Below are 19,074 nucleotides of genomic sequence, written 5' to 3'. Positions count from 1 at the left end.
TCCTTCGAGTAGCTGGTGCGTGGTCAGAGACCATCAGCTTCGTTGGAGACCCGCCCTCGTTGGCGGTGCCACACGGGTGATGAATTTCAGTGAGCGTCAGTGATGAATTTCGATGAGCGCCGTCACTGCCACGGACCATCCATACCCTCACCGGCCGCGGCGACGGCGGAGCGGCAGCATGAATGAACCATCCACGCTGACAGATCGTATGAATGCACCATTCACGCGAACACCCCCGCCGGCAAGCAGCATGAATGAACCATCCACCCCGTCTAACCGCTGCCACGGACCATCGATGCCGAGGGCGGCCGGCCGGTGCTGGCGACGAGCCGTCGGGCAGCGGCGAAGAGCGCCAGGCCGTCGGACGACGTTCTGGACCTCCCGTGTTTCCTGAGCTCGTATCGTTCGAGTGACTTCGCAACTCTCAGTTCGTGGTCACGAACCAAGTTTTCGTACACGTACAGGTGAACTCCTTGCATGACAGCATGACCGCACGCTGCAGAGCTCGACGAGCATCACTGCAGGCGGTGAAAAGAAAGCGAAATCGAATTCGCTAGATGAAGAGAACGGGCGCGTCGCCACGCGAAATACGCGGAACGACAACATCGTTGGCAGATACCGTCATAGTCCCACTCCTTTCGCGGCCGCCTCGGTTCGTGACGCTGACCATCATGCGACAGACGCGCCACCGCGCGCCACCGAATTAATTGCCATCGTGACGGCCCCTCACAACTGTCGCGCGCAGTGTGTTGTGATCGGTCATAGGATCCGTGGTAACGGGCTTCGGGTCGGTTTCACGTCGTTATCGTGGGTGAAGTTCCGAATAATGAAAGAACCGAATCGTCGACACCCCTCGATCACCGCGAACCGACGACGTCGTCGCGGTCCGTGCACGCCCCTTGTCCTCGATTCGAACCGACGAGATTCGATGGCGGCGATGAATGGGGTCGTCGACCGGGGAAGGCAGTGTCGTGGAGCAATCGTTTCGTTCTCCGTCGTTGCACGCGTCGCGATTCGTGATCCTGGTGGCTCAGTTCGTCGACCGGCGCATCTCTGCAGACCATTTCTCAGCGCGGTTCCGTGAACTCGAACGTTCGGATTCCGGCTACCTGGATCGCGACGTGTCGGCCATCGTGCGCAAGCTGTCGGTCGACGTCGGCGCATTTCGAGGCGACGTCAACCTGTTGGGCGTCGATTACATCGACGGTGAACAGCTGTGGCGGGCGTCGGGCGAGGCATTCCGTGACCTCCTGACCCTGCAATCCGGATTGCTCGGGCGGGAGGCGGGCTAGCGGTCGCGTTTGAACTTCTCACGCAGCCGTACGAGGTCCTCGAGCTTGAATCTGCGGTGTGTGCCGCGCATTTCGATGGCGAGGTCGCCTGCGTCGGCCAGCCTGCGCACGTACGTGTCCGAGACACCCAGGATCTCGGCGGCCTGAGACGTCGTCAGCAATTCGCCGACGGGTCCTACGGTGACCGCGGTTCCCGACGCGAGCTGCCGGAGCAGTTCGACGACGGCGCGTCGCGCAGGCTCGTCGATGTCGAGTGAGACACCGTCGACAGCGATGTCGGGGGTTCGACCGTCCAGCCCGGCAACCACGGCGTCGACTGCGCGTGAATCCTCGGCCGACAATGCGCTCGCGATGTACCGGTGATCCATAAGCGGGAAGACTACTGGGCATAGTCTGTAGTTACCTACCCCCGGATCAAGGAGCCGTCCGTGCCGCAGTTGCTGCATCTCGATTCGTCTGCCGACCTGAGTCATTCGGTGAGCCGGGCGGTCACCGCTCATTTCTCGGACGTATGGCATTCCCTCGGTGCCGACCATTCGGTCATCTACCGCGACCTGCATCGCGATGCACTGCCGCATCTTCCGACGTCCGCCTTGCACTGGGCGCCGCATCTGCGCACGGCGGAGGAAGTAGCGCCACCCGAAGCCGAAGCGCTGCAGAAGGAATTGATCGACGAGGTGGTCTCGGCGGACGTCGTCGTCATCGGAGCACCGATGTACAACTGGTCGGTGCCGTCGACTCTCAAGGCGTGGATCGACTACATCCACGTTCCCGGGATCACCGTTCCGTTCGATGCACCCACGCGGCCGCTCGAAGGCAAGCATGTCGTCGTCGTGTCGAGCCGTGGGAACCAATACGGCCCAGGCACTCCGGACGAAGGTGCCGACCACACCGTTCCGCAGCTGCAGCAGGTGCTGGGCACAGCGCTCGGGATGCAGGTGCACGTCGTACTCGTCGACCTCACACTCGCGGCCCGGGTGCCGGCGATGAGCTCGTTGATTCCGCAGGCACAGGACTCGCTTGCCTCGGCCAGGGCGGCCGTCGCTGACCTCGCGGCCACCCTGGGGCGCGGTCTCGGTTAACCTCGTCGAGTGCTTCTCGATGGGACCGGCCGTTCTCGAAAAGCCGGGCGACATCGAGTGTCGGCCGGCCGCCATCGTGCGACCCATACACGGCGCTTGCTCGTTCACGCCAGTCGTGGGTTGGTAGGCCTGGCCGCGGTGTCGTCACTGGTCGTCAGCGGTGTCGGGTGGGCAGTGTATCGAGAGGCGACGACGGGACTGACGACGTCGAACGCTCTGGCGGAGCTCCCGGACAACGATCCGAGCCTGAACGGCGAAGACACCAACATCCTGCTCATCGGACTCGACAGTCGAAAAGACATGGACGGCAACGACCTTCCGCCGTCGTTCGTCACCGATGAGCTTCATGCCGGAGACAGCGACGTCGGCGGCTACAACACCAATACGCTTCTCCTCCTGCATCTCCCGGGCGACGGTGGTCGGGCGAAGGCGATCTCGATCCCACGGGACGACTACGTCGATGTACCCGGCTACGGTAAGCGAAAGATCAAGGAGGCCTACGGGTTGGCGAAGGCAGACGCCGACTCCGCGCTGTTCGACGAGGGTGTGACCGATCCGGCGTCTCGTGAACGGCAGGCGCGCGAGGAGGGCCGTCGCTCCACGCTCCAGGCAGTGCAGCGCTTGTTGCAGGTCCCGATCGATCATTTCGCGGAAGTCAACCTGCTCGGCTTCTACGACATCGCCAACGCCGTCGGTCCGATCCCGGTGTGCCTCAACGACGCCGTCGACGACGAGTATTCGGGTGCACGCTTCCCGGCAGGCACCCAGACTCTCGATGCGTCGCAAGCATTGTCGTTCGTGCGGCAACGCCATGGCCTGGTCGACGGCGACCTGGACCGCACTCGCCGTCAGCAGGCGTTCGTCGCCGGAGTCATGTCGAAACTGAAGGAATCCGGCATTCTCGGCAATCTCGGGGAACTGCGCGCTCTCGTCGCTGGGACGAAGCAGGACATCGTCATCGACAAAGACCTCGATCCGGTCTCACTCGTCTCGCAGGCCGGCAGCATCGTCGACGGGGAGATCGACTTCTTCACACTTCCCGTCGAAGGCTACGAGACGATCGACGGCCAGGACGTGAACATCGTCGACGTCGATCGCTTGCGCTCGGAGACCGCGCGAATTCTCGATCCCGCACCCGAGGAACCTGCCGCCACAGCCGAAACCCCTGCGCCCGAAGCGGTTCCGACGACCGAGGTCGACGACCCGCCTGCCGTCGGCGTGCAGGTGGACGGCAACATCCCGTGCGTCGACTGATCAGTACGAACTGATCAACACGTCCATCAGCTCGGACTCGACCTTCGCGAACTCCGGCGACGTGACGACGTCGAGCGCGCGCGGTCTGGCGAGCGGCACCTCTACCTGGCGGCGCACGCGAGTAGGCTTGTCCGACAACACGATCACGCGATCCGAGAGATAGACCGCTTCGCGAATGTCGTGTGTGATCATCAGTACGGTCCACCGGTACTGCAGCCAGACGTTCTGCAGCCAGCCCTGCATCGTCGTCCGCGTCAACGAGTCGAGTGCGCCGAACGGTTCGTCCAACAGGAGAACCTCACGGCCCTGCACGACGGTCCGCAGCAGGGCTGCGCGTTGCCGCATGCCACCGGACATCTCGGCGGGACGGGCGTTCTCGTACCCACCCAGTCCGAAGATCGGGAACAGCTCGCGTGCGCGTCGGCGAGCGTCTTTCTTGTCGACGCCTTGGACTTCGAGGCCGAGGGTGGTGTTCTCCAGCGCCGACCGCCACGGGAACAGCAGGTCCTTCTGTGGCATGTACGCGCAGGTCGGCGCGTCGACGATTCCCGAGTCCGGCGTATCCAGCCCGGCGATGACGTTGAAGATCGTGCTCTTACCGGATCCGCTCGGGCCGATGACCGACACGAATTCTCCCTGTGCCACATCGAAATCGACGCCGTCGAGAACGGTGCGGTCGCCGAAGGACTTCGTCAGACCGGACAGGTGCACATGCGTCATGACGTCCTCCGATCCAGCGCCCACGGCGCGACGACGCGTTCGACGGCGTACGTGAGCAGGAACAGTGCGACGCTGATGACGGCCGTCACGACCACTGCGGCCAATACGAGATCGGTGCGGAACGAGTTCTTCTGCTGGGCCATGTAGATGCCGAGTCCTGCACTGGCGCCGGCATATTCGGCGAAGATCGCGCCGACGACCGCGTACGTGATGCCGATACGCAGTGCTGTGAAGAACCGGGGCATCGCCGACGGCAGTCGCACGTAGCGGAACTGCTGCCACCGACTCGCGCCCATACTGGCCAGCAGTGAACGGGCGTCGCGGTCGGTGGCGGCGAAGCCTTCGATCAAACCGATGGCCATCGGGAAGAACGTTGCCAGCGCGATGACGAGGATCTTCGGGAGCAGTCCGAATCCGAACCAGATGATGAGCAGCGGCGCGATGGCGATGATCGGCAACGTCTGCGACACCACGAACAGCGGGACGACGGCCCGGCGCAGCCACGGCGAGAAGTCGACGGCCACAGCCAGAACCCAGGCCACGACGAGCGACACCGCGAATCCGACGATCGTGACCTGCAGCGTGGCTGCGGCGTTCGTCGCGATCGCGTCGCGATGTGCCCAGCCCTGCGTCAGGATCCGTGTCGGCGACGGCAGCACCTGCGGCCTGATGCCGGAGACCGAGACGTAGATCTGCCATGCGGCGACCAGCACGACGACGATCGTCGCCGACGGCAGCGCCCACCGAACGAGCGTCAGGACCCGTCGGGCACGGGGTGACGACGACTCGGCTGTGCTACTGATCGGCGAGGTAGTCATCGGTGAAGTACGTCGACCAATCGGGTTCCGACGTCAGCGGCGCGCCGGACTCGTCGACGAGAACACCGTCGTCGTAGAGGAACTTCGAGTAGGCCGCCCATTTCTCGAGGTTCTGCGTGCCCACGGTTCCCGACGCGTCCTTCATGTAACTGTCGGCGAGCATCTGTTGGCTCTCGAACACGAGGTTCTCGTCGGTGAACGCGCCGGGGTTGGCGTCGATGACGTCCTGTGCGGCGCGGTGCGGATCGTCGGCTGCGAGTTGATAGCCGCGCTGCAACGCCTGGACGAACTTTCTCGCCTCGTCGGGGTTGTCGGCCAGCCAGTTCTCGTTGCCGCTGATGGTGATCGCGTACGCGTCGGGAAATCCGTAGTCGGTGTAGTCGAAGTACTTCATCGGCGTGCCGCTGTGCTCGGCCTCGATGCCTTCCCACGCGAAGTAGGACACGGTGAAGTCGGCGGTGCCGGAGTAGACGGCTTCGTAGGCGGATGTGCCGAGCACGACGGTCTCGTAGTCGCCCGCGCCGCCGTCGTTCCGCACGACCTGCCTCAGCGTCGCCTGCTCGCCGGTGTCACCGAAGCCCGCGTACGTCTTTCCGTCCAACGCCTTCGGGCTCGGGACGTCGTCGCGATCGGCCTTGACTCCGATGCCCGTCGCCCAGTGCTGCAGCGGTGCGAGCACCGAGACGATCTGTGCGCCTGCGGCTTTCGCGAACGCCGTCGAACTCTGCGTGCTGATGCCGAATTCGGCGTTGCCCGAATCGACGAGCGTGTCGGGCGAGGTGTTGTTGTAGGGCAGCACCTCGACGTCGAGACCGGCGTCGGCGAAGTAGCCTTCCTGCAGCGCAACGTACAGTCCGGTGTGGTTGGTGTTCGGTGTCCAGTCGAGTGCGAACCGGATCGTGTCGGAATCGTTCGACTGTGCGCACGCGGTGAGTCCCGCGATAGACACGGCCGACACAGCAAGTGCAAGAAGCTTTTTCACAACGCCACCGCCGATCGCGAGTGCGACCACGGCGTCGGATGCAAGGCTGTGTCCCAGAACGACAGCTCGTATCGAGTGGCGATCACGAACGCGTCGACCATTGCCTCGCGCTGTGCCTCGGTCGCTCCATCGGCCGCCTCGTCGACGAGAGTTCTTGCGGCGGAGACGATGTCGCGGAACTCGTCGGAATCGTACGTCGACACCCATCGGGCGTACGGGTGCTCGGGATCCCGTGCCAGCACGTCCTGTGCTGCACCCGCCAACCGCGCCGCCACATCGGCGTAGATCCAGAAGCACGGCAGAATTGCTGCGGCCGCGACCGGATACGGCTCGGTGGCTGCAGTGGCGATCAGGTAGGAGGTGTAGCCGAGGCACGTCGGTGAATGCTCGACGCGCGCGTCCGACGGAGGGAGCGCACTGCCGGACAACAGTTGTTCGTGCAGAGATGCCTCGTCGACAGCGCTGGCCGCCGATGTCGCCCAGAACGCGGCCGTGGTCGCGTCGGGCGCCCGCGATGCGAGAATGGCCAGCGCCTTGGTGTATCCGGCCAGGTAGAGCCGGTCCTGCTCGATGTAGAAGCGGAACGCGTCGAGCGGCAACGTTCCGTGACCGAGCTGCTCGAGGAACTCGAGTCCGTCGATAGCGGTGCGCAACGAGCTTGTTGCGTCCCACATGCGGTCCGTGTGGCGGACAGAATCCGCCGAGTGCACAGGCGTAACCATCGCCTTGACATCCCTTCGTCAGCATTAACTGCATCAGGTTCGACGGGTGTGATCTCAGCATCCTCAGGTAGGACGCACCCCGTGTCAGAACAACGCCGACCATAGCACCATCCGCCGACCGGGCGATCGAAGGACTGCAACGGGCTGCAACCCTGTCGCTTGTGGGTCAGGTCACATAGACATGTGTTCATCGAATCAACCGGTGAGGAGTGAACCGATGCGCGCTGCCGTCTACTACGGTCCGAACAAGGTGGAGATCGCCGATGTGCCCGAGCCTTCGCCCCGTGAAGGTGAGGTGAAGGTTCGAGTCGGGTTCAACGGCATCTGCGGTACCGACCTGCACGAGTACTACGCCGGTCCGATCTTCGTTCCTACCGAACCGCATCCGCTGACGCATCAGCAGTTGCCGCTGGTGCTCGGGCACGAGTTCTCCGGAACGGTCACCGAGGTGGGCGCCGGAGTCAGAAATGCGAAGATCGGTGACCGCGTCGCCATCGAGCCGCTCTACCGGTGCGGCCACTGCGGTCCGTGCAAAGCCGGCAACTACAACATCTGTCAGCACATCGGATTCCACGGACTGATGTCCGACGGCGGGATGGCCGAATACACGGTGGTGCCGTCGAACATGATTCACCAGCTGCCCGACAATGTTTCGCTCGAACTGGGCGCGCTCGTGGAGCCGATGTCCGTCGCGTTCCATGCCGCAACGCTCGGCGACCCGACGCCCGACGACACCGCGATGGTGTTCGGTGCAGGGCCGATCGGGATCGGACTGTGGTTTGCGCTGCGCGGCAAAGGACTCGACGACGTGTACGTGGTCGAGCCGTCGCCGACGCGTCGCGCATCGATCGAAGCGCTCGGCGCGAAGACGCTCGATCCCACGACACTCGACGTGCCTGCGTTCATCGCCGACACCACGGACGGTCGCGGCGCCGACGCGATCTACGACGCAGCCGGTGTGCAACCGGCCGTCGAGACGGCACTGAGTTGCATCGGTGCGCGCAAGCCGCTGGTCAGCGTCGCGATCTACGAAAAGCCCTTGACCACAACGCTTCAGAAGCTCGTCATGAACGAATCTCGCATCCAAGGTTCGCTCTGCTACACCTCGGCCGACTACGACGCCGTCATCGATCTGATGGCACGCGGGCAGTACGACACGACCGGATGGGTGGACAAGATCGCGCTCGACGGCGTGGTCGAGGACGGTTTCGAGGCACTGCACGCGGGTAACAAGATGAAGGTTCTGGTAACTCCAGCCGAAGGAGAGAAATGACAGTCGCACTCGTCACCGGAGCCGGTCAGGGAATCGGCCGCGGCATCGCACTTCGCCTCGCCCGCGACGGGCACGACATCGCGCTCGTCGACGTGGCATCGGACAAGATCGACGCCGTCGCGCAGGAGGTTCGTGACATCGGGCGTCGGGCAACGACTTTCGTCGCCGACGTGACCGATCGCGATCAGGTGTTCGCGGCGGTCGATCATGCGCACGAGGAACTCGGCGGATTCGACGTCATCGTCAACAACGCGGGTATCGCACAGGTCGCGCCGCTCGACGACGTTCGCCCCGAGGACACGAAGAACATCTTCGCCGTCAACGTCGACGGTGTTCTGTGGGGAATTCAGGCCGCTGCAGCGAAATTCAGGACGCTGAAGCAGAAGGGCAAGATCGTCAACGCGTCGTCGATCGCCGGACACGACGGATTCGCGATGCTGGGCGTCTACAGCGCAACGAAATTCGCGGTGCGCGCGCTGACCCAGGCCGCGGCGAAGGAATACGCGTCGGACGGGATCGCCGTCAATGCCTATTGCCCCGGCGTCGTCGGCACCGACATGTGGGTGACCATCGACAAGCGCTTCGCCGAGCTCACCGGTGCGAAAGAAGGCGAGACCTACGACAAGTTCGTCGGCGGCATCGCGCTCGGACGCGCGCAGACGCCCGACGACGTCGCGGCATTCGTGTCCTACCTGGCAGGCCCGGATTCGGACTACATGACCGGGCAGGCACCGCTGATCGACGGCGGTCTCGTCTATCGATGAGGTGTGCATTCGACGGCCCTGGCTTTACATCGGTTTGTGAGCTGGCGCACAATTGCCGGTGATGACACAGTCGACAGGACCAGAACCTGCGCTGGCGGCCGGCGAGGATCCGCGCCGCTACGCGCAGATTCTCAGTGCGGTGTACGACGCGACCATGACCGGCGGCAAGTCGCCCGCGCGCCCGCGGGAAGTCATCGGTGATTCCTGGCGGCGGCTACGGACACTCGGTATCGACCCCGAGAAGGTCAGCGTGCAGTCGCCGCAGATCGACACGTCCGATCTCGAACTGAGCCGTCGGGAATCGGGTTTGTTCGACATCCTCGACGACCTCGGCCGGGGACTCGAGTCGGTCGTCCAGGACGGCGACAACATTCTCGTCGTCGCCGATCGGCACGGACGCGTCCTGTGGCGCAGCGGATCCACGTCGGTCCTCGGTCGTGCCGACGGTCTCGGATTCGTCGAAGGCGCCAGTTGGGCGGAGGATTCCGTCGGTACCAACGCGATCGGTACCGCCCTCGTGTCCAGGCGTGCCGTACAGATCTTCTCCGCGGAACACTATGTGCGCAGCCATCATCCGTGGACGTGCGCGGGTGCGCCGATCAAGGATCCACGCACCGGGCACGTCATCGGCGCCGTCGACGTCAGCGGTCCGGCGAGCACGGTACATCCGACGACACTGGCTCTCGTCGACGCCATTGCGCGTCTCGCGGAATCGCAACTGCGCGAACATCATCGGCAGCATCTCGACCGTCTCCGCTCGGTGGCAGCGCCGATGCTGGCACGACTGCAGGCGCCGGCGCTCGCTGTCGACTCCAACGGCTGGGTGGCTGCGGTCGAATCCGTGGCGCTGCGCAATCGCATTCTCCTGCCCGAGGACCTCGGCGCGGGACGGTTCTGGATGCCGCAGCTCGGTGTGTGCGACTTCGAACCGCTTCCCGGAGGCTGGCTCGTACGCCCGACGGGTTCGGGGGACGACACTGTCGATTCCACGACGGTGACGATCGACCTACGGCAGCAGCAGCAGACCCGAGTGCGAATTCGCAGCGAGGTCGGCGAATGGACACACGAGCCGACGCCGCGGCACGCGGAGATCCTGTACCTCCTCGCGACGTACCGAGGTGGGCGAACTGCCGCGCAGATGGCCGCCGACCTGTTCGGCGACGACGGTAGGGCGATCACGGTCCGCGCCGAGATGTCGCGTCTACGAAAGCATCTGGCGGGCGTACTGCTGACTCAGCCGTATCGGTTCGACGATTCCGTCGTCGTCGACCTGCTCCTTCCGGACGACATGAGCCGGTTGCTGCCGCACTCGACGGCGCCGGCTGTGAGGCGCTCTGCGCCCGTGCGCGAATAGTCGGTCTCCGGTCCAACTATGCACGCACGGGCGCGCAGCGCACTCACGCGATTTTTCGCCGTCTCGGATCCCGGTCGGTTGCGTCTGCGGTCGGCGACCGCGACGACCGTCACCGTCGTCCTTGCGATGCTGGTGCTCCTGCCCAGCTCGGCGGCACTCGGCCAGCCGATCACCGTCGCCATGATCGGCACCGTCGTCGCGATGCAATCGTCGGCGGCGGTGAAGGACAAGGACCAACGCAGCCGCGTCGTCACGACGCTTCTGCTCGTTTTCCCCGCGATCGGTGCGGTCACGCTGTCGGCGGTGCTGTCGCAGTTCGGGAAGATAGCCGACGTCGGATTCATCGTCGTTCTGTTCGCGGCCGTGTGGGTTCGTCGGTACGGACCGCGTGGCACTGCGCTCGGAATGGTCGCGTTCATCTGCTATTTCTTCGCCCTGTTCCTGCGCGCGACGCCCGGTCAGATACCGATGCTCGCCGCGTCGATCGTCGTCGGCGTTGCGGTGTCACTCGTCGTGCGCACGGTGATCCTGCCCGACCGGCCGCGGATGGAGCTCCAGCGGTTGGTGCGGGCGCTGCGCGCGTCGTGCATCGACGTGCTCGAGGTCGCGTCGAACAAGAAGGACCGCAACATCGAACTGCTACGCAAGAGGCTGGACCGGCTCGGCAGCACTGCCCTGATGATCGACGACTGGTTGGATCGCAACGACGCCGCTCGACTGCTCAGCGTCACCAATGCCGATCTGTCGCTGCGTATCTTCGACGCCCAGATCGCCACCGAACAACTCGTCAGCGCACTCTGGGCGCTCGATCCCGAGAAACAGTGGCCCAAACAGCTGGGGCAAGCGCTCACCGCGCTGGGTTCGTGTCTGCAGAACCATCCGTCGGAAGAAGCTTTGCGTGCTGCGCGACGCCTTGCCGCGGCAGCCGCGGACAAGGCCGACGCGTCGACCCAGGCCGGCGTCGCGACGACCGTCGCGATGCGCGCCGTCCAAGCCCACATCGCGATCCACCACATCACCAGCAACGCGTTGAAGACCGAGGCAGAACCGTCGAAGAAGGACGACGAGCGCCGCGACGACGAGACCGGCATGAATCCGAGCACCAAGGCCGCGATCCAGGTGGCCGTGGCGACGAGCGCCGCGACGATTCTCGGCGAGCTGATCTCGCCCGACCGCTGGTACTGGGCCGTCCTGACGGCCTTCCTCGTGTTCACCGGCGCGTCGACGCGCGGCGAGATCCTGTCGCGCGCGGGCCACCGCGTCGTCGGAACCATTGCAGGTGTCCTCGCCGGCGTCGTCCTGTCGGCGCTCGTCGGCCACAACCAGCCGCTGCAGGTGACGCTGCTCGTCGTGTGCGTGTTCTTCGCGTTCTACCTCGTCACCGTCGCCTACGCGCTGCTGTCGTTCTTCGTCACGGTGATGCTCGCGATGCTGTACGGCCTGCTCGGAACGTTCAGCGTCGACGTGCTCGAACTGCGTATCTACGAGACCGCCGCGGGCGGACTCGTCGGAATCGCGTCGGCCTACTTCATCCTGTCCACCGGCACTCGATCGACGATGACCGAGAAGATCGACACCTACCTCGACCAGATGTCCTCGATCGTCGATTCGAGCATCGAATCGGTCGTCGAACCAGGGCGGGACACCGATCTGGTCGCCGACATGCGCACTCTCGACAACGCACTCAAGGAACTCGTGACTGCGGGGAAACCACTGGAGATGGGTCCGACGGCACGGACGAGGCGCGGCACGAAGCGTCTGCTGCGCATCATGACGGTCAGCAACCGGTCCGGGCATGCACTCGCCCGCGCAGGCGTGGCCGCCTCACGCGCGCAGAGCGACAGTGCCCCGTCCGAGGCGACGGCGAAGGCACTCCGCGAGGCCGCCGACGTCACCAAGACACTGATCGACGACGTCAAACGCGCGCTGTCCGGTGAGCAGGTCGAGCCGCCGGAGAAGCTGACCGAGACCTCGGCTCTGGACGTGATGCTCGCGTCGACGACGACATCGGGGTCGGTGCGTAGTGTGGTTCGCTCGCTCGGCACGCTCAACCGGACGATGGGTGAGGTGTTCACGCGAGCCTGACACTCGGCTGTCGGTAGGGTGTCCGCATGACATCCCGGCCCGACGGTCGCGCGCGCATCCGCGGCGTGTTCGTCGGCGCTACGTCCGGGACGCTGAGCATCGCCGCACACGGCGTCGGCGGCGGCACGATGATGCCCTCGGAATCCGCGCTCGTCCTTCTCGTGATCGTCAGTGCGGCTGTCGGTGGTGTCGTGGCGGTACTGGCCGGCCGAGTGCCGATGGTGGCCGTCCTCGCGCTCGGACAGGTGTGCGGGCACACCGTCCTGACGATCGCGAGCGAGCACCATCACGGAACGTCGCTGACGCCGTCGATGCTGGCCGCACACGCCGTCGCAACCATGGTGTGTGCGTTGTTGATTCGTGCTGCCGTCCTCGGTCACGGTCACGCGCTGTCCGTTCTTCGCCGCATCCTTCCGGTGCTGTGCGTGGTGCTTCCCGTCGAGGACGAGCGTCCTCGGGACCGCACCGAATACCGTCCCGACGTCGTCCTGCGACTGCTGGCGTGTTCCGGCGTCGGGACGCGTGGGCCACCCGTCGCTGCTTGATTCGAGCTTTCACCTCAGCGGCGGCAATTCACCCTGACGGGGATCCGCCGTGCTTTGCCACATCCACTTTTCGACGGCTCTCGTCGACGAGCGAATCGAGCACACCCATGTCCACAGTCGTGGCCGAAGAACGCACGAAAGACCCATCCCCACCTGCGCCCTCTCTGGTGATGAGGCTGCACTTCTACGCAGGCATCCTCATCGCACCGTTCATCCTCGTCGCCGCACTCAGCGGCGGCCTCTACGCACTCGCACCCACCATCGAATCCGTCGTGTACCGAGAACTGCTGACCACCGAGTCGACGGGCCCGACCCAGTCCGTCGCCGCGCAGGTCCGCGCCGCGGAGTCGGAACGACCCGACCTGACCGTCGCCGCAGTGCGGCCGGCCTCGAAACCAGGTGAGACCAGCCGTGTCCTGTTCACCGACCCGTCCCTCGGCGAATCGAAACGCCTCGCGGTCTTCGTGGACCCGGTGACGGGGGAGTCCGTCGGTCAGTCGGTCGTGTACGGAAGCAGCAGCTCACTACCGCTGCGAACCTGGATCAGCGAATTCCACCGCCACCTGCATCTAGGCGAACCCGGCCGGATCTACAGCGAACTGGCCGCGTCATGGATGTGGATCGTTGCGCTCGGTGGCGTCGTCCTGTGGGTACGACGCCACCGCCGCGGCGGTCGTCTGCTGACCGTCGACCGTTCGGTCTCGGGCCGGGCCAGGACGCGCAACTGGCATGGGGCGATCGGCCTCTGGATCGCCGTCGGGCTGGTGTTCCTGTCCGCGACCGGCCTCACGTGGTCGAAGTACGCGGGCGAGAACATCTCGGACCTGCGGTCGGCGCTGAGCTGGACGACGCCCGCCACCGCCACGTCCATCGGTGGAAGCGGCGCTGCGCCCGCGGGAGACCATGCGGGACATGACATGTCGGTCTCCGAGGTCTCGAGGGATATTCTCGATGTGAACGTCGGTCGCATCGATTCGGTTCTCGGAACCGCCCGGTCGCATGGCATCGACGGCAAGGTCGAAGTGTCGATTCCGGCCGAGGCCGATACTGCCTTCGTCGTCGCGCAGACCCGGCAGCCGTTCGCGTTGTCGACGAGTTCGGTGGCAATCGACGGCGCTACGAACGCGATCGTTGACGACAACGACTTCGCCGAGTGGCCCGTCGCAGCGAAACTGGCGGCGTGGGGCATCGCGCTGCACATGGGCATTCTGTTCGGCGTCGCGAATCAGATCGTGTTGGCGTTGCTCGCGCTCGCGTTGGTGACCGTCGTGGTGCGGGGTTACCTCATGTGGTGGAAGCGCAGGCCGACGGCCCGGCCGCCGAGGCGGGGTGGTCTTCGCGGCCTGCCGCGCGCACACGTCGTCGCGGTGGTCGTAGCCGCTCTCGTGCTCGGCTGGTATGTGCCGCTTCTCGGAATCAGCCTTCTCGCCTTCCTTCTCGTCGATGCCCTGGCCGGGCTTCGACCGTCCACGACTTCGGAGTCGAAATGAACATGTACAGAACAGCTTTCGCCGCTCTCGCCGGTGCCCTTCTCGTCGCAGGATGTGGGGCCGACGAGCCACGTACCGAAGCGGATTCGGTGACCGTGCGGGAAGCTTGGATCAAGGCGGCCGACACCGGAATGACGTCGGCGTTCGCGGAGATTCAGAACACCGGTGACGATCAGGTACGCGTCGTCGCTGCCTCGACGGGCAGCTCGTCGATGATGGAACTGCACGAAGTCGTTGCGAGCGCGGACGGTTCGATGGTCATGAAGCCGAAGGAGGGCGGTTTCGCGGTGGCAGGCGACGACACGAAGGTGCTGCAGGCAGGTGGCGATCACCTGATGCTGATGGACGTGACGTCACCCCTCACGCCGGGAGCCGACACCGACATCACCCTCACGTTCGAAGATGGTTCGACGACAACCTTCACCGCGCAGGTTCGCGATTTCGCGGGCGCGCAGGAAAACTACGGTGGCTGACCGAGCACCACAGCGTTCCAACGCATTCAGTCGACGGCGCCTCCTCGGGGGAGGTGCCGTCGCACTCGGTGCGGCGGGCGCTGCGGCCTACGGAATGTCAAGAGAGACTGGCGAAGTCGCTTTCGGTGGAGAGGTCGTACAGTTTCACGGGAAACATCAGGCGGGGATTGCGACTCCGCATCAGGCGCACGGGACGTTCGTCGCGTTCGATCTTCACGACGGTGCCGGCCGTGACGACGTCATCGCGATTCTGCGGATGTGGACCGCGGACGCGTCGCGTCTGACGCAGGGATTGCCCGCGCTTGCTGACACGGAACCCGAACTCGCGGAGTCTCCGTCGCGGCTGACCGTCACGGTCGGGCTCGGGCCGGGTGCGTTCACGGCAGCCGGTGTCGCATCGCCGGTGACGCCGCTGCCGGGATTCGGGATCGATCGGCTCGAGCCTCGGTGGAGCGACGGCGATCTGCTTCTGCAGGTGTGCGCCGACGATCCGGTTCCCGTCGCGCATGCGGTGAGAGTGTTGACGAAGAACGTGCGGTCGATGGCGTCGACCAGGTGGGTGCAGCGCGGGTTTCGGTCCGCGCGGGGCTCGCAGGCGTCGGGAACGACGATGCGTAACCTGATGGGCCAGGTCGACGGGACGGAGAATCCAAGTTCGACAACGGATTTCGACGCTCTGGTCTGGAACGACACCGGTGGAACGTCGCTGGTGGTGCGCAGGATCGCCGTCGAACTCGATACGTGGGACGAACTGGACCGTGGCGGACGGGAGTTCGCCGTCGGACGGCGTCTGGATACCGGCGCACCGCTGACCGGTGAGTTCGAGCACGACACAGCCGATTTCGCGGCAACCGACAAGTTCGGCGTCCCGGTGATCTCGCCTGCGTCGCACATCGCTCGGGCGCGGCACCGCCACGACGGCGAGAGGTTCTTCCGGCGCGCCTACAACTACGACGATCCGCCGACGAGCGGGTCGTCCAGTAATTCGGGGCTCATTTTCGCGGCGTATCAACGCGACGTCGTCGGGCAGTTCCTGCCCGTGCAGATGCGACTCGACGAGCACGACGCGTTGAACGAATGGACGACGCCCGTCGGATCAGCTGTGTTCGCTGTCCCGGCGGGCGTCGACGACGGTGGGTATCTGGGGGAGGGGATGCTGTAGTGCGGCTGCGCCGCCCGTGCGTGGTTGGTTGGCCCAGGGGCCGACTATCCGCGCACGGGTGCGAAGCGCGCTAGGAGTGGAGCCCGCGGAACGACCCGAGAAGCGCTCTCAGGGAACCCACCAGTTTCCGGCGCCGCGGAGGAGCGTCCATCCGCCCGGGATCTCGACCCAGGCGGACACGTCTCCCGAGCCCGTGCGAATCGGTCCGGTGTTCAGCGGCCCGGGGAACGCGACGCCGCCGACCTGCGTGGTGTGGTTGAACCAGTTGATGGCGCAGTTGCATCCGACGTTCAACGTGAAGTCCGAGAGACCGGGCAGCGACGGATCGGTGCGCACGAAGATCTGCTGGTTGACGAAGAACTGTTCCGGTCGCCACTCGGTGATCGCGGCGGGGTCGAAGCCGACCGTCGGGCTGATCACTCCGGCCTGCGAGAACTTGGCCTGAGCCGTCCCCGCTCCGAACAACGCGGTCCCGACCACGATCAGTGCAGAAACAAGGACAGCGGCGATACGAGCACGTCGCTTCGTCATGAATGGAACCTCCGTCGTGAGTACGCGGTGATGGTACCGGAGGTCGCGACCGGACAGCGGGGTGAGCGTCGTAGGTAGTGTGGGGCCGTGCGATCACGAGGTGCGTTGGTAGGTCTTGTTCTTCTCGCGGCCGTCGGATGCTCGTCGCCTGCCGAGGAGGCGCCGACGCCGGAGTACCCGAATCAGGTCACCGTCGTGAATCGTGCGTACTCGCCGCAGACCATCACCGTCCGGGTCGGCGACACCGTCACCTGGGTCTTCGACGACAAGGGAATGTCGCACGACGTGGTCGCCGACGACCGATCCTTCCGTAGTCCGCTGATGGTGTCGGACACCTTCACGCACACGTTCACCGAGCCCGGAACGTTCACGTACCACTGCACGCCGCACCCCGACATGACGGGAACCGTCGTCGTCGAGTCCTGAGGGTCACAGGCGTCAGGGCAGGGTTCGGACGAAATCGAAGAACGCGGGTGTCACGGCAGGATTCGCGCTCGTGACGCCGTTGACGACGCCGATCGTCGCCCCGGCTGCCGCTCCGGGAATGCAGCCGACGAAGATGAACAGCACGCATCCGATGACCGCGCCGATTCCCGCCCCGATGCCACCCGACACCGAACCGCCGTTCTGCCAACCGATTTGGATCTGGGTCACCAGGTTGTCGTAGGCCGCAGGGCTGTACACCGGACGGATGAGCGACGTCGCCTGCGGTGTCACAGTCAGCGATCTGCCGTCGTCGCCGATGGTTCCCGCGATCGGCAGAACGAGCCCGTCCACCGAGTAGGCAAGTGGGATGGACGTCAGAGTCGTCCCCTCGTCGTTCCTGAGGTCGACGCTACGGCCGTCGGCAGCGAGGGAGAATGCGCCGGCGTCGAGAATCGTTCGCACGGAGCCGGATTCGGTGACGGTGGTGCTGTAGCCGACGCACGCGGGTTCGGCGTGCGCGGTCCCGACTGCGGCGGTGCCGAACGCGGTGGTCAATGCGAGGGTCGACAGCGCGGCGAGCGCGGTTCGGGGGGCTTTCATAGGGATCACACCTTTTGTTGCGCGAGGAGAACTCGAACCTAGCGGCGCCGGACTGGCCGGTCGGGAGACCGGGCAAAGCTCACCCTCGACGGATGAAAGGAGCATTGTGAACCTTAGGTTCACACGCTATCGTGGCCATGTGAACCAGAAGTTGTCAGACCTCGACCCGGGAGACAAGCCGACCGACGTGTCGGACGAGCGTCGGCGCAGGCACGATGCCCTACTCGCGTTGCGTGAGGCGATCGAGACCGAGGAACGCGTCGAACGCGAAGCGGCGGCGGTCACCGCGGACGCCGCGTCGACCGCGTTGTGGCTCGGCGCCAGCCTCGCCGATCTGGCGGTCGTCACCGGCAAGACGCGTCAGGCTGCCCGCAAGCGCTGGCCGACGCTGGGCGCAATCCATCGCCGACGCACCTGGCTGGGCAATCACGTCGACGACATCCGCTGGGCCGTGCGCGTCGTCGCCGAGAATGCACCCGAGATCGACGTGCCCGATCGAGCGGTGTTCGACGAGCTGGCCGCCGTCGACGCGTCCGTCGGCCGGGAGTTCGAACCGTCGGCCGAGTACGACGGCAGCGACCCGGCGAGGCGATGGCACGATCTGGATCGGTTGGTGGACGTGCTGTTGCGGGGAATCTGCGACAACGGCCGAGCACGAGGCGGCCAGGCCGACTTCGCGCTGCACGGCGCTTGCGGCGTCGTCGGCTACTACGACCATGCAGCAGGCCGGTCGGACGAGTAGGGCGCGATATCGTCGAGGCATGTCCGTCGTCGCGCTGCGAGGCCCGCTTCTCGTAGCAGGCGCGGTCGGTGCGGCGGCGGTGCTCGTCGCCGTCCGAGACCCACGCTCGACGACGTACCTTCCCTGCCCGATCCACGCCGTCACCGGCGTGTGGTGTCCGGGATGTGGCGCGACCCGCGCGTTCGGCGACCTCGTGCGAGGTGACGTGGCGTCGGCGACGGCGTCGAACATGCTCTTCGTTCTGCTTGCGGTCGTCGGGCTGGGTCTGTGGGCCGCCTGGGTTCGCGCCCGCATGAGGTCTCGGCCACTGTTCTCCGCCCGGCCGCCGGTGTGGCTCCTTGTCGCCGGGGTGGCCACCGTCGTCGCGTTCACCGTGGTCAGGAACATTCCGGCAGGCAGCTGGCTCGCGCCGTAGGCTGACACCCATGTGGCTCGAAGTGGTGTCGATCGTGGTCCTGGTCGGGGCCCTCGTAGTGCTGATCCCGACCGCTCGCCGGGTGTTCAAGAAGGGTGACGACGAATGACCGAGTCGATGAAGGCGCGGCTGCAGGCCAAGATGCGCGAGATGCTCGCCGAGGACGGCGGCACCGAAGCCGAGGTGGCCGAGGGCGACGACCCTCGGCTCGTCGCGATTCGAGACGATCTCGCCGCGCTCGACGACGTGGACGACGACGACCCGCTCGTCGATCGATTGGCCACGCGGTACTGGGTTCCGTAGTGCACTTCGTGCCTGTGCGGGGATAGTTGGACCCCGATCCA

Annotated in this window: 22 protein-coding genes and 1 riboswitch; of the genes, 15 read left to right on the top strand and 7 right to left on the bottom strand. The window is 65.4% G+C overall.

What is annotated here, in order from left to right:
* The first annotated feature begins 971 nt into the window (after window positions 1-971).
* Complete coding sequence (locus RhoFasB10_RS18125; RefSeq protein ID WP_068423327.1) at window positions 972-1,292, top strand: homoserine dehydrogenase; 321 nt, start codon at window positions 972-974, stop codon at window positions 1,290-1,292.
* Here RhoFasB10_RS18125 and RhoFasB10_RS18120 read toward each other — a convergent pair.
* Entirely contained in the window at window positions 1,289-1,660 is a 372-nt protein-coding gene (locus tag RhoFasB10_RS18120) for a helix-turn-helix domain-containing protein (protein WP_068423290.1), read from the bottom strand. The genes RhoFasB10_RS18125 and RhoFasB10_RS18120 overlap by 4 nt on opposite strands.
* 60 nt (window positions 1,661-1,720) lie before the next feature.
* On the opposite strand from RhoFasB10_RS18120, the gene RhoFasB10_RS18115 reads away from it, so the two are divergent.
* Together RhoFasB10_RS18115 and RhoFasB10_RS18110 are read left to right on the top strand one after the other, a co-directional pair.
* Window positions 1,721-2,374, top strand: coding sequence for an NAD(P)H-dependent oxidoreductase (locus tag RhoFasB10_RS18115; RefSeq protein ID WP_068423288.1), 654 nt, complete (start codon window positions 1,721-1,723; stop codon window positions 2,372-2,374).
* A gap of 96 nt (window positions 2,375-2,470) precedes the next feature.
* Entirely contained in the window at window positions 2,471-3,628 is a 1,158-nt protein-coding gene (locus tag RhoFasB10_RS18110) for an LCP family protein (RefSeq protein ID WP_206031064.1), read from the top strand.
* Here the strand turns inward: RhoFasB10_RS18110 and RhoFasB10_RS18105 are convergent, their stop codons facing one another.
* Genes RhoFasB10_RS18105 through tenA form a run of 4 tightly spaced genes read right to left on the bottom strand, consistent with a single transcriptional unit; the run spans window position 3,629 to window position 6,822 of the window.
* Window positions 3,629-4,348: an ABC transporter ATP-binding protein gene (locus RhoFasB10_RS18105; RefSeq protein ID WP_068423323.1), complete on the bottom strand. Its 720-nt coding sequence runs from the start codon at window positions 4,346-4,348 to the stop codon at window positions 3,629-3,631. It abuts the gene before it with no gap.
* Complete coding sequence (locus RhoFasB10_RS18100) at window positions 4,345-5,166, bottom strand: ABC transporter permease (protein ID WP_167677760.1); 822 nt, start codon at window positions 5,164-5,166, stop codon at window positions 4,345-4,347. The genes RhoFasB10_RS18105 and RhoFasB10_RS18100 overlap by 4 nt, the downstream gene beginning before the upstream one ends.
* Window positions 5,144-6,124 carry an ABC transporter substrate-binding protein gene (locus RhoFasB10_RS18095; RefSeq protein WP_346764421.1) on the bottom strand — a complete coding sequence of 327 codons (981 nt, stop codon included), beginning with the start codon at window positions 6,122-6,124 and terminating at the stop codon, window positions 5,144-5,146. Before RhoFasB10_RS18095 ends, RhoFasB10_RS18100 begins: the two co-directional genes overlap by 23 nt.
* A gap of 20 nt (window positions 6,125-6,144) precedes the next feature.
* Window positions 6,145-6,822, bottom strand: coding sequence for a thiaminase II (gene tenA / locus RhoFasB10_RS18090; protein ID WP_240931244.1), 678 nt, complete (start codon window positions 6,820-6,822; stop codon window positions 6,145-6,147).
* 41 nt (window positions 6,823-6,863) lie between these two features.
* A riboswitch (TPP riboswitch) is annotated at window positions 6,864-6,962 on the bottom strand.
* Window positions 6,963-7,087: 125 nt separating this feature from the next.
* Here tenA and RhoFasB10_RS18085 point away from each other — a divergent pair.
* The 8 genes from RhoFasB10_RS18085 to RhoFasB10_RS18050 all read left to right on the top strand — a co-directional run bounded on the left by RhoFasB10_RS18085 (window position 7,088) and on the right by RhoFasB10_RS18050 (window position 16,016).
* Entirely contained in the window at window positions 7,088-8,143 is a 1,056-nt protein-coding gene (locus RhoFasB10_RS18085; protein WP_167677756.1) for a 2,3-butanediol dehydrogenase, read from the top strand.
* Window positions 8,140-8,907, top strand: coding sequence for an acetoin reductase (locus RhoFasB10_RS18080; protein ID WP_167677754.1), 768 nt, complete (start codon window positions 8,140-8,142; stop codon window positions 8,905-8,907). The genes RhoFasB10_RS18085 and RhoFasB10_RS18080 overlap by 4 nt, the downstream gene beginning before the upstream one ends.
* A 61-nt stretch (window positions 8,908-8,968) precedes the next feature.
* Window positions 8,969-10,261, top strand: a complete 1,293-nt coding sequence (locus RhoFasB10_RS18075) for a GAF domain-containing protein (RefSeq protein ID WP_167677752.1) — start codon at window positions 8,969-8,971, stop codon at window positions 10,259-10,261.
* Window positions 10,262-10,279: 18 nt separating this feature from the next.
* Window positions 10,280-12,346: an FUSC family protein gene (locus RhoFasB10_RS18070; protein ID WP_167677750.1), complete on the top strand. Its 2,067-nt coding sequence runs from the start codon at window positions 10,280-10,282 to the stop codon at window positions 12,344-12,346.
* A 26-nt stretch (window positions 12,347-12,372) separates the two neighbouring features.
* Entirely contained in the window at window positions 12,373-12,891 is a 519-nt protein-coding gene (locus RhoFasB10_RS18065) for a hypothetical protein (RefSeq protein WP_206031063.1), read from the top strand.
* 107 nt (window positions 12,892-12,998) lie between these two features.
* Window positions 12,999-14,381 carry a PepSY-associated TM helix domain-containing protein gene (locus RhoFasB10_RS18060; RefSeq protein ID WP_240931242.1) on the top strand — a complete coding sequence of 461 codons (1,383 nt, stop codon included), beginning with the start codon at window positions 12,999-13,001 and terminating at the stop codon, window positions 14,379-14,381.
* Between the two features lie 2 nt (window positions 14,382-14,383).
* Window positions 14,384-14,854 carry a copper chaperone PCu(A)C gene (locus tag RhoFasB10_RS18055; protein WP_114331999.1) on the top strand — a complete coding sequence of 157 codons (471 nt, stop codon included), beginning with the start codon at window positions 14,384-14,386 and terminating at the stop codon, window positions 14,852-14,854.
* Window positions 14,847-16,016: a Dyp-type peroxidase gene (locus RhoFasB10_RS18050; RefSeq protein ID WP_167677748.1), complete on the top strand. Its 1,170-nt coding sequence runs from the start codon at window positions 14,847-14,849 to the stop codon at window positions 16,014-16,016. Before RhoFasB10_RS18055 ends, RhoFasB10_RS18050 begins: the two co-directional genes overlap by 8 nt.
* Window positions 16,017-16,124: 108 nt before the next feature.
* Here RhoFasB10_RS18050 and RhoFasB10_RS18045 read toward each other — a convergent pair whose 3' ends face one another.
* Complete coding sequence (locus RhoFasB10_RS18045) at window positions 16,125-16,547, bottom strand: hypothetical protein (protein ID WP_068423266.1); 423 nt, start codon at window positions 16,545-16,547, stop codon at window positions 16,125-16,127.
* 87 nt (window positions 16,548-16,634) lie between these two features.
* Here RhoFasB10_RS18045 and RhoFasB10_RS18040 point away from each other — a divergent pair, with 87 nt between their 5' ends.
* Window positions 16,635-16,973 carry a plastocyanin/azurin family copper-binding protein gene (locus RhoFasB10_RS18040; RefSeq protein ID WP_068423264.1) on the top strand — a complete coding sequence of 113 codons (339 nt, stop codon included), beginning with the start codon at window positions 16,635-16,637 and terminating at the stop codon, window positions 16,971-16,973.
* 12 nt (window positions 16,974-16,985) lie between these two features.
* Here RhoFasB10_RS18040 and RhoFasB10_RS18035 read toward each other — a convergent pair whose 3' ends face one another.
* On the bottom strand, window positions 16,986-17,573 hold the full coding sequence (locus tag RhoFasB10_RS18035) for a hypothetical protein (protein WP_167677746.1): 588 nt from the start codon (window positions 17,571-17,573) through the stop codon (window positions 16,986-16,988).
* 139 nt (window positions 17,574-17,712) lie between these two features.
* Between RhoFasB10_RS18035 and RhoFasB10_RS18030 the strand changes: the two genes are divergently transcribed.
* From RhoFasB10_RS18030 to RhoFasB10_RS18020, 3 genes are all read left to right on the top strand, one after another.
* A complete protein-coding gene (locus RhoFasB10_RS18030; RefSeq protein ID WP_068423260.1) occupies window positions 17,713-18,315 on the top strand; it encodes a hypothetical protein in 603 nt (200 codons plus the stop codon).
* A gap of 19 nt (window positions 18,316-18,334) precedes the next feature.
* Window positions 18,335-18,730: a DUF2752 domain-containing protein gene (locus tag RhoFasB10_RS18025; protein ID WP_167677744.1), complete on the top strand. Its 396-nt coding sequence runs from the start codon at window positions 18,335-18,337 to the stop codon at window positions 18,728-18,730.
* 105 nt (window positions 18,731-18,835) lie between these two features.
* Window positions 18,836-19,033 (top strand): hypothetical protein, encoded by a 198-nt coding sequence (locus tag RhoFasB10_RS18020; RefSeq protein WP_068423256.1) that lies wholly within the window; start codon window positions 18,836-18,838, stop codon window positions 19,031-19,033.
* Window positions 19,034-19,074 lie beyond the last annotated feature (41 nt).

The sequence above is a fragment of the Rhodococcus sp. B10 genome (assembly GCF_011770055.1).
Taxonomy (GTDB): Bacteria; Actinomycetota; Actinomycetes; order Mycobacteriales; family Mycobacteriaceae; genus Rhodococcoides; species Rhodococcoides kyotonensis_B.
Note: the sequence above shows the minus strand (reverse complement) of the source record. Positions and strands in the feature narration are given on the sequence as shown.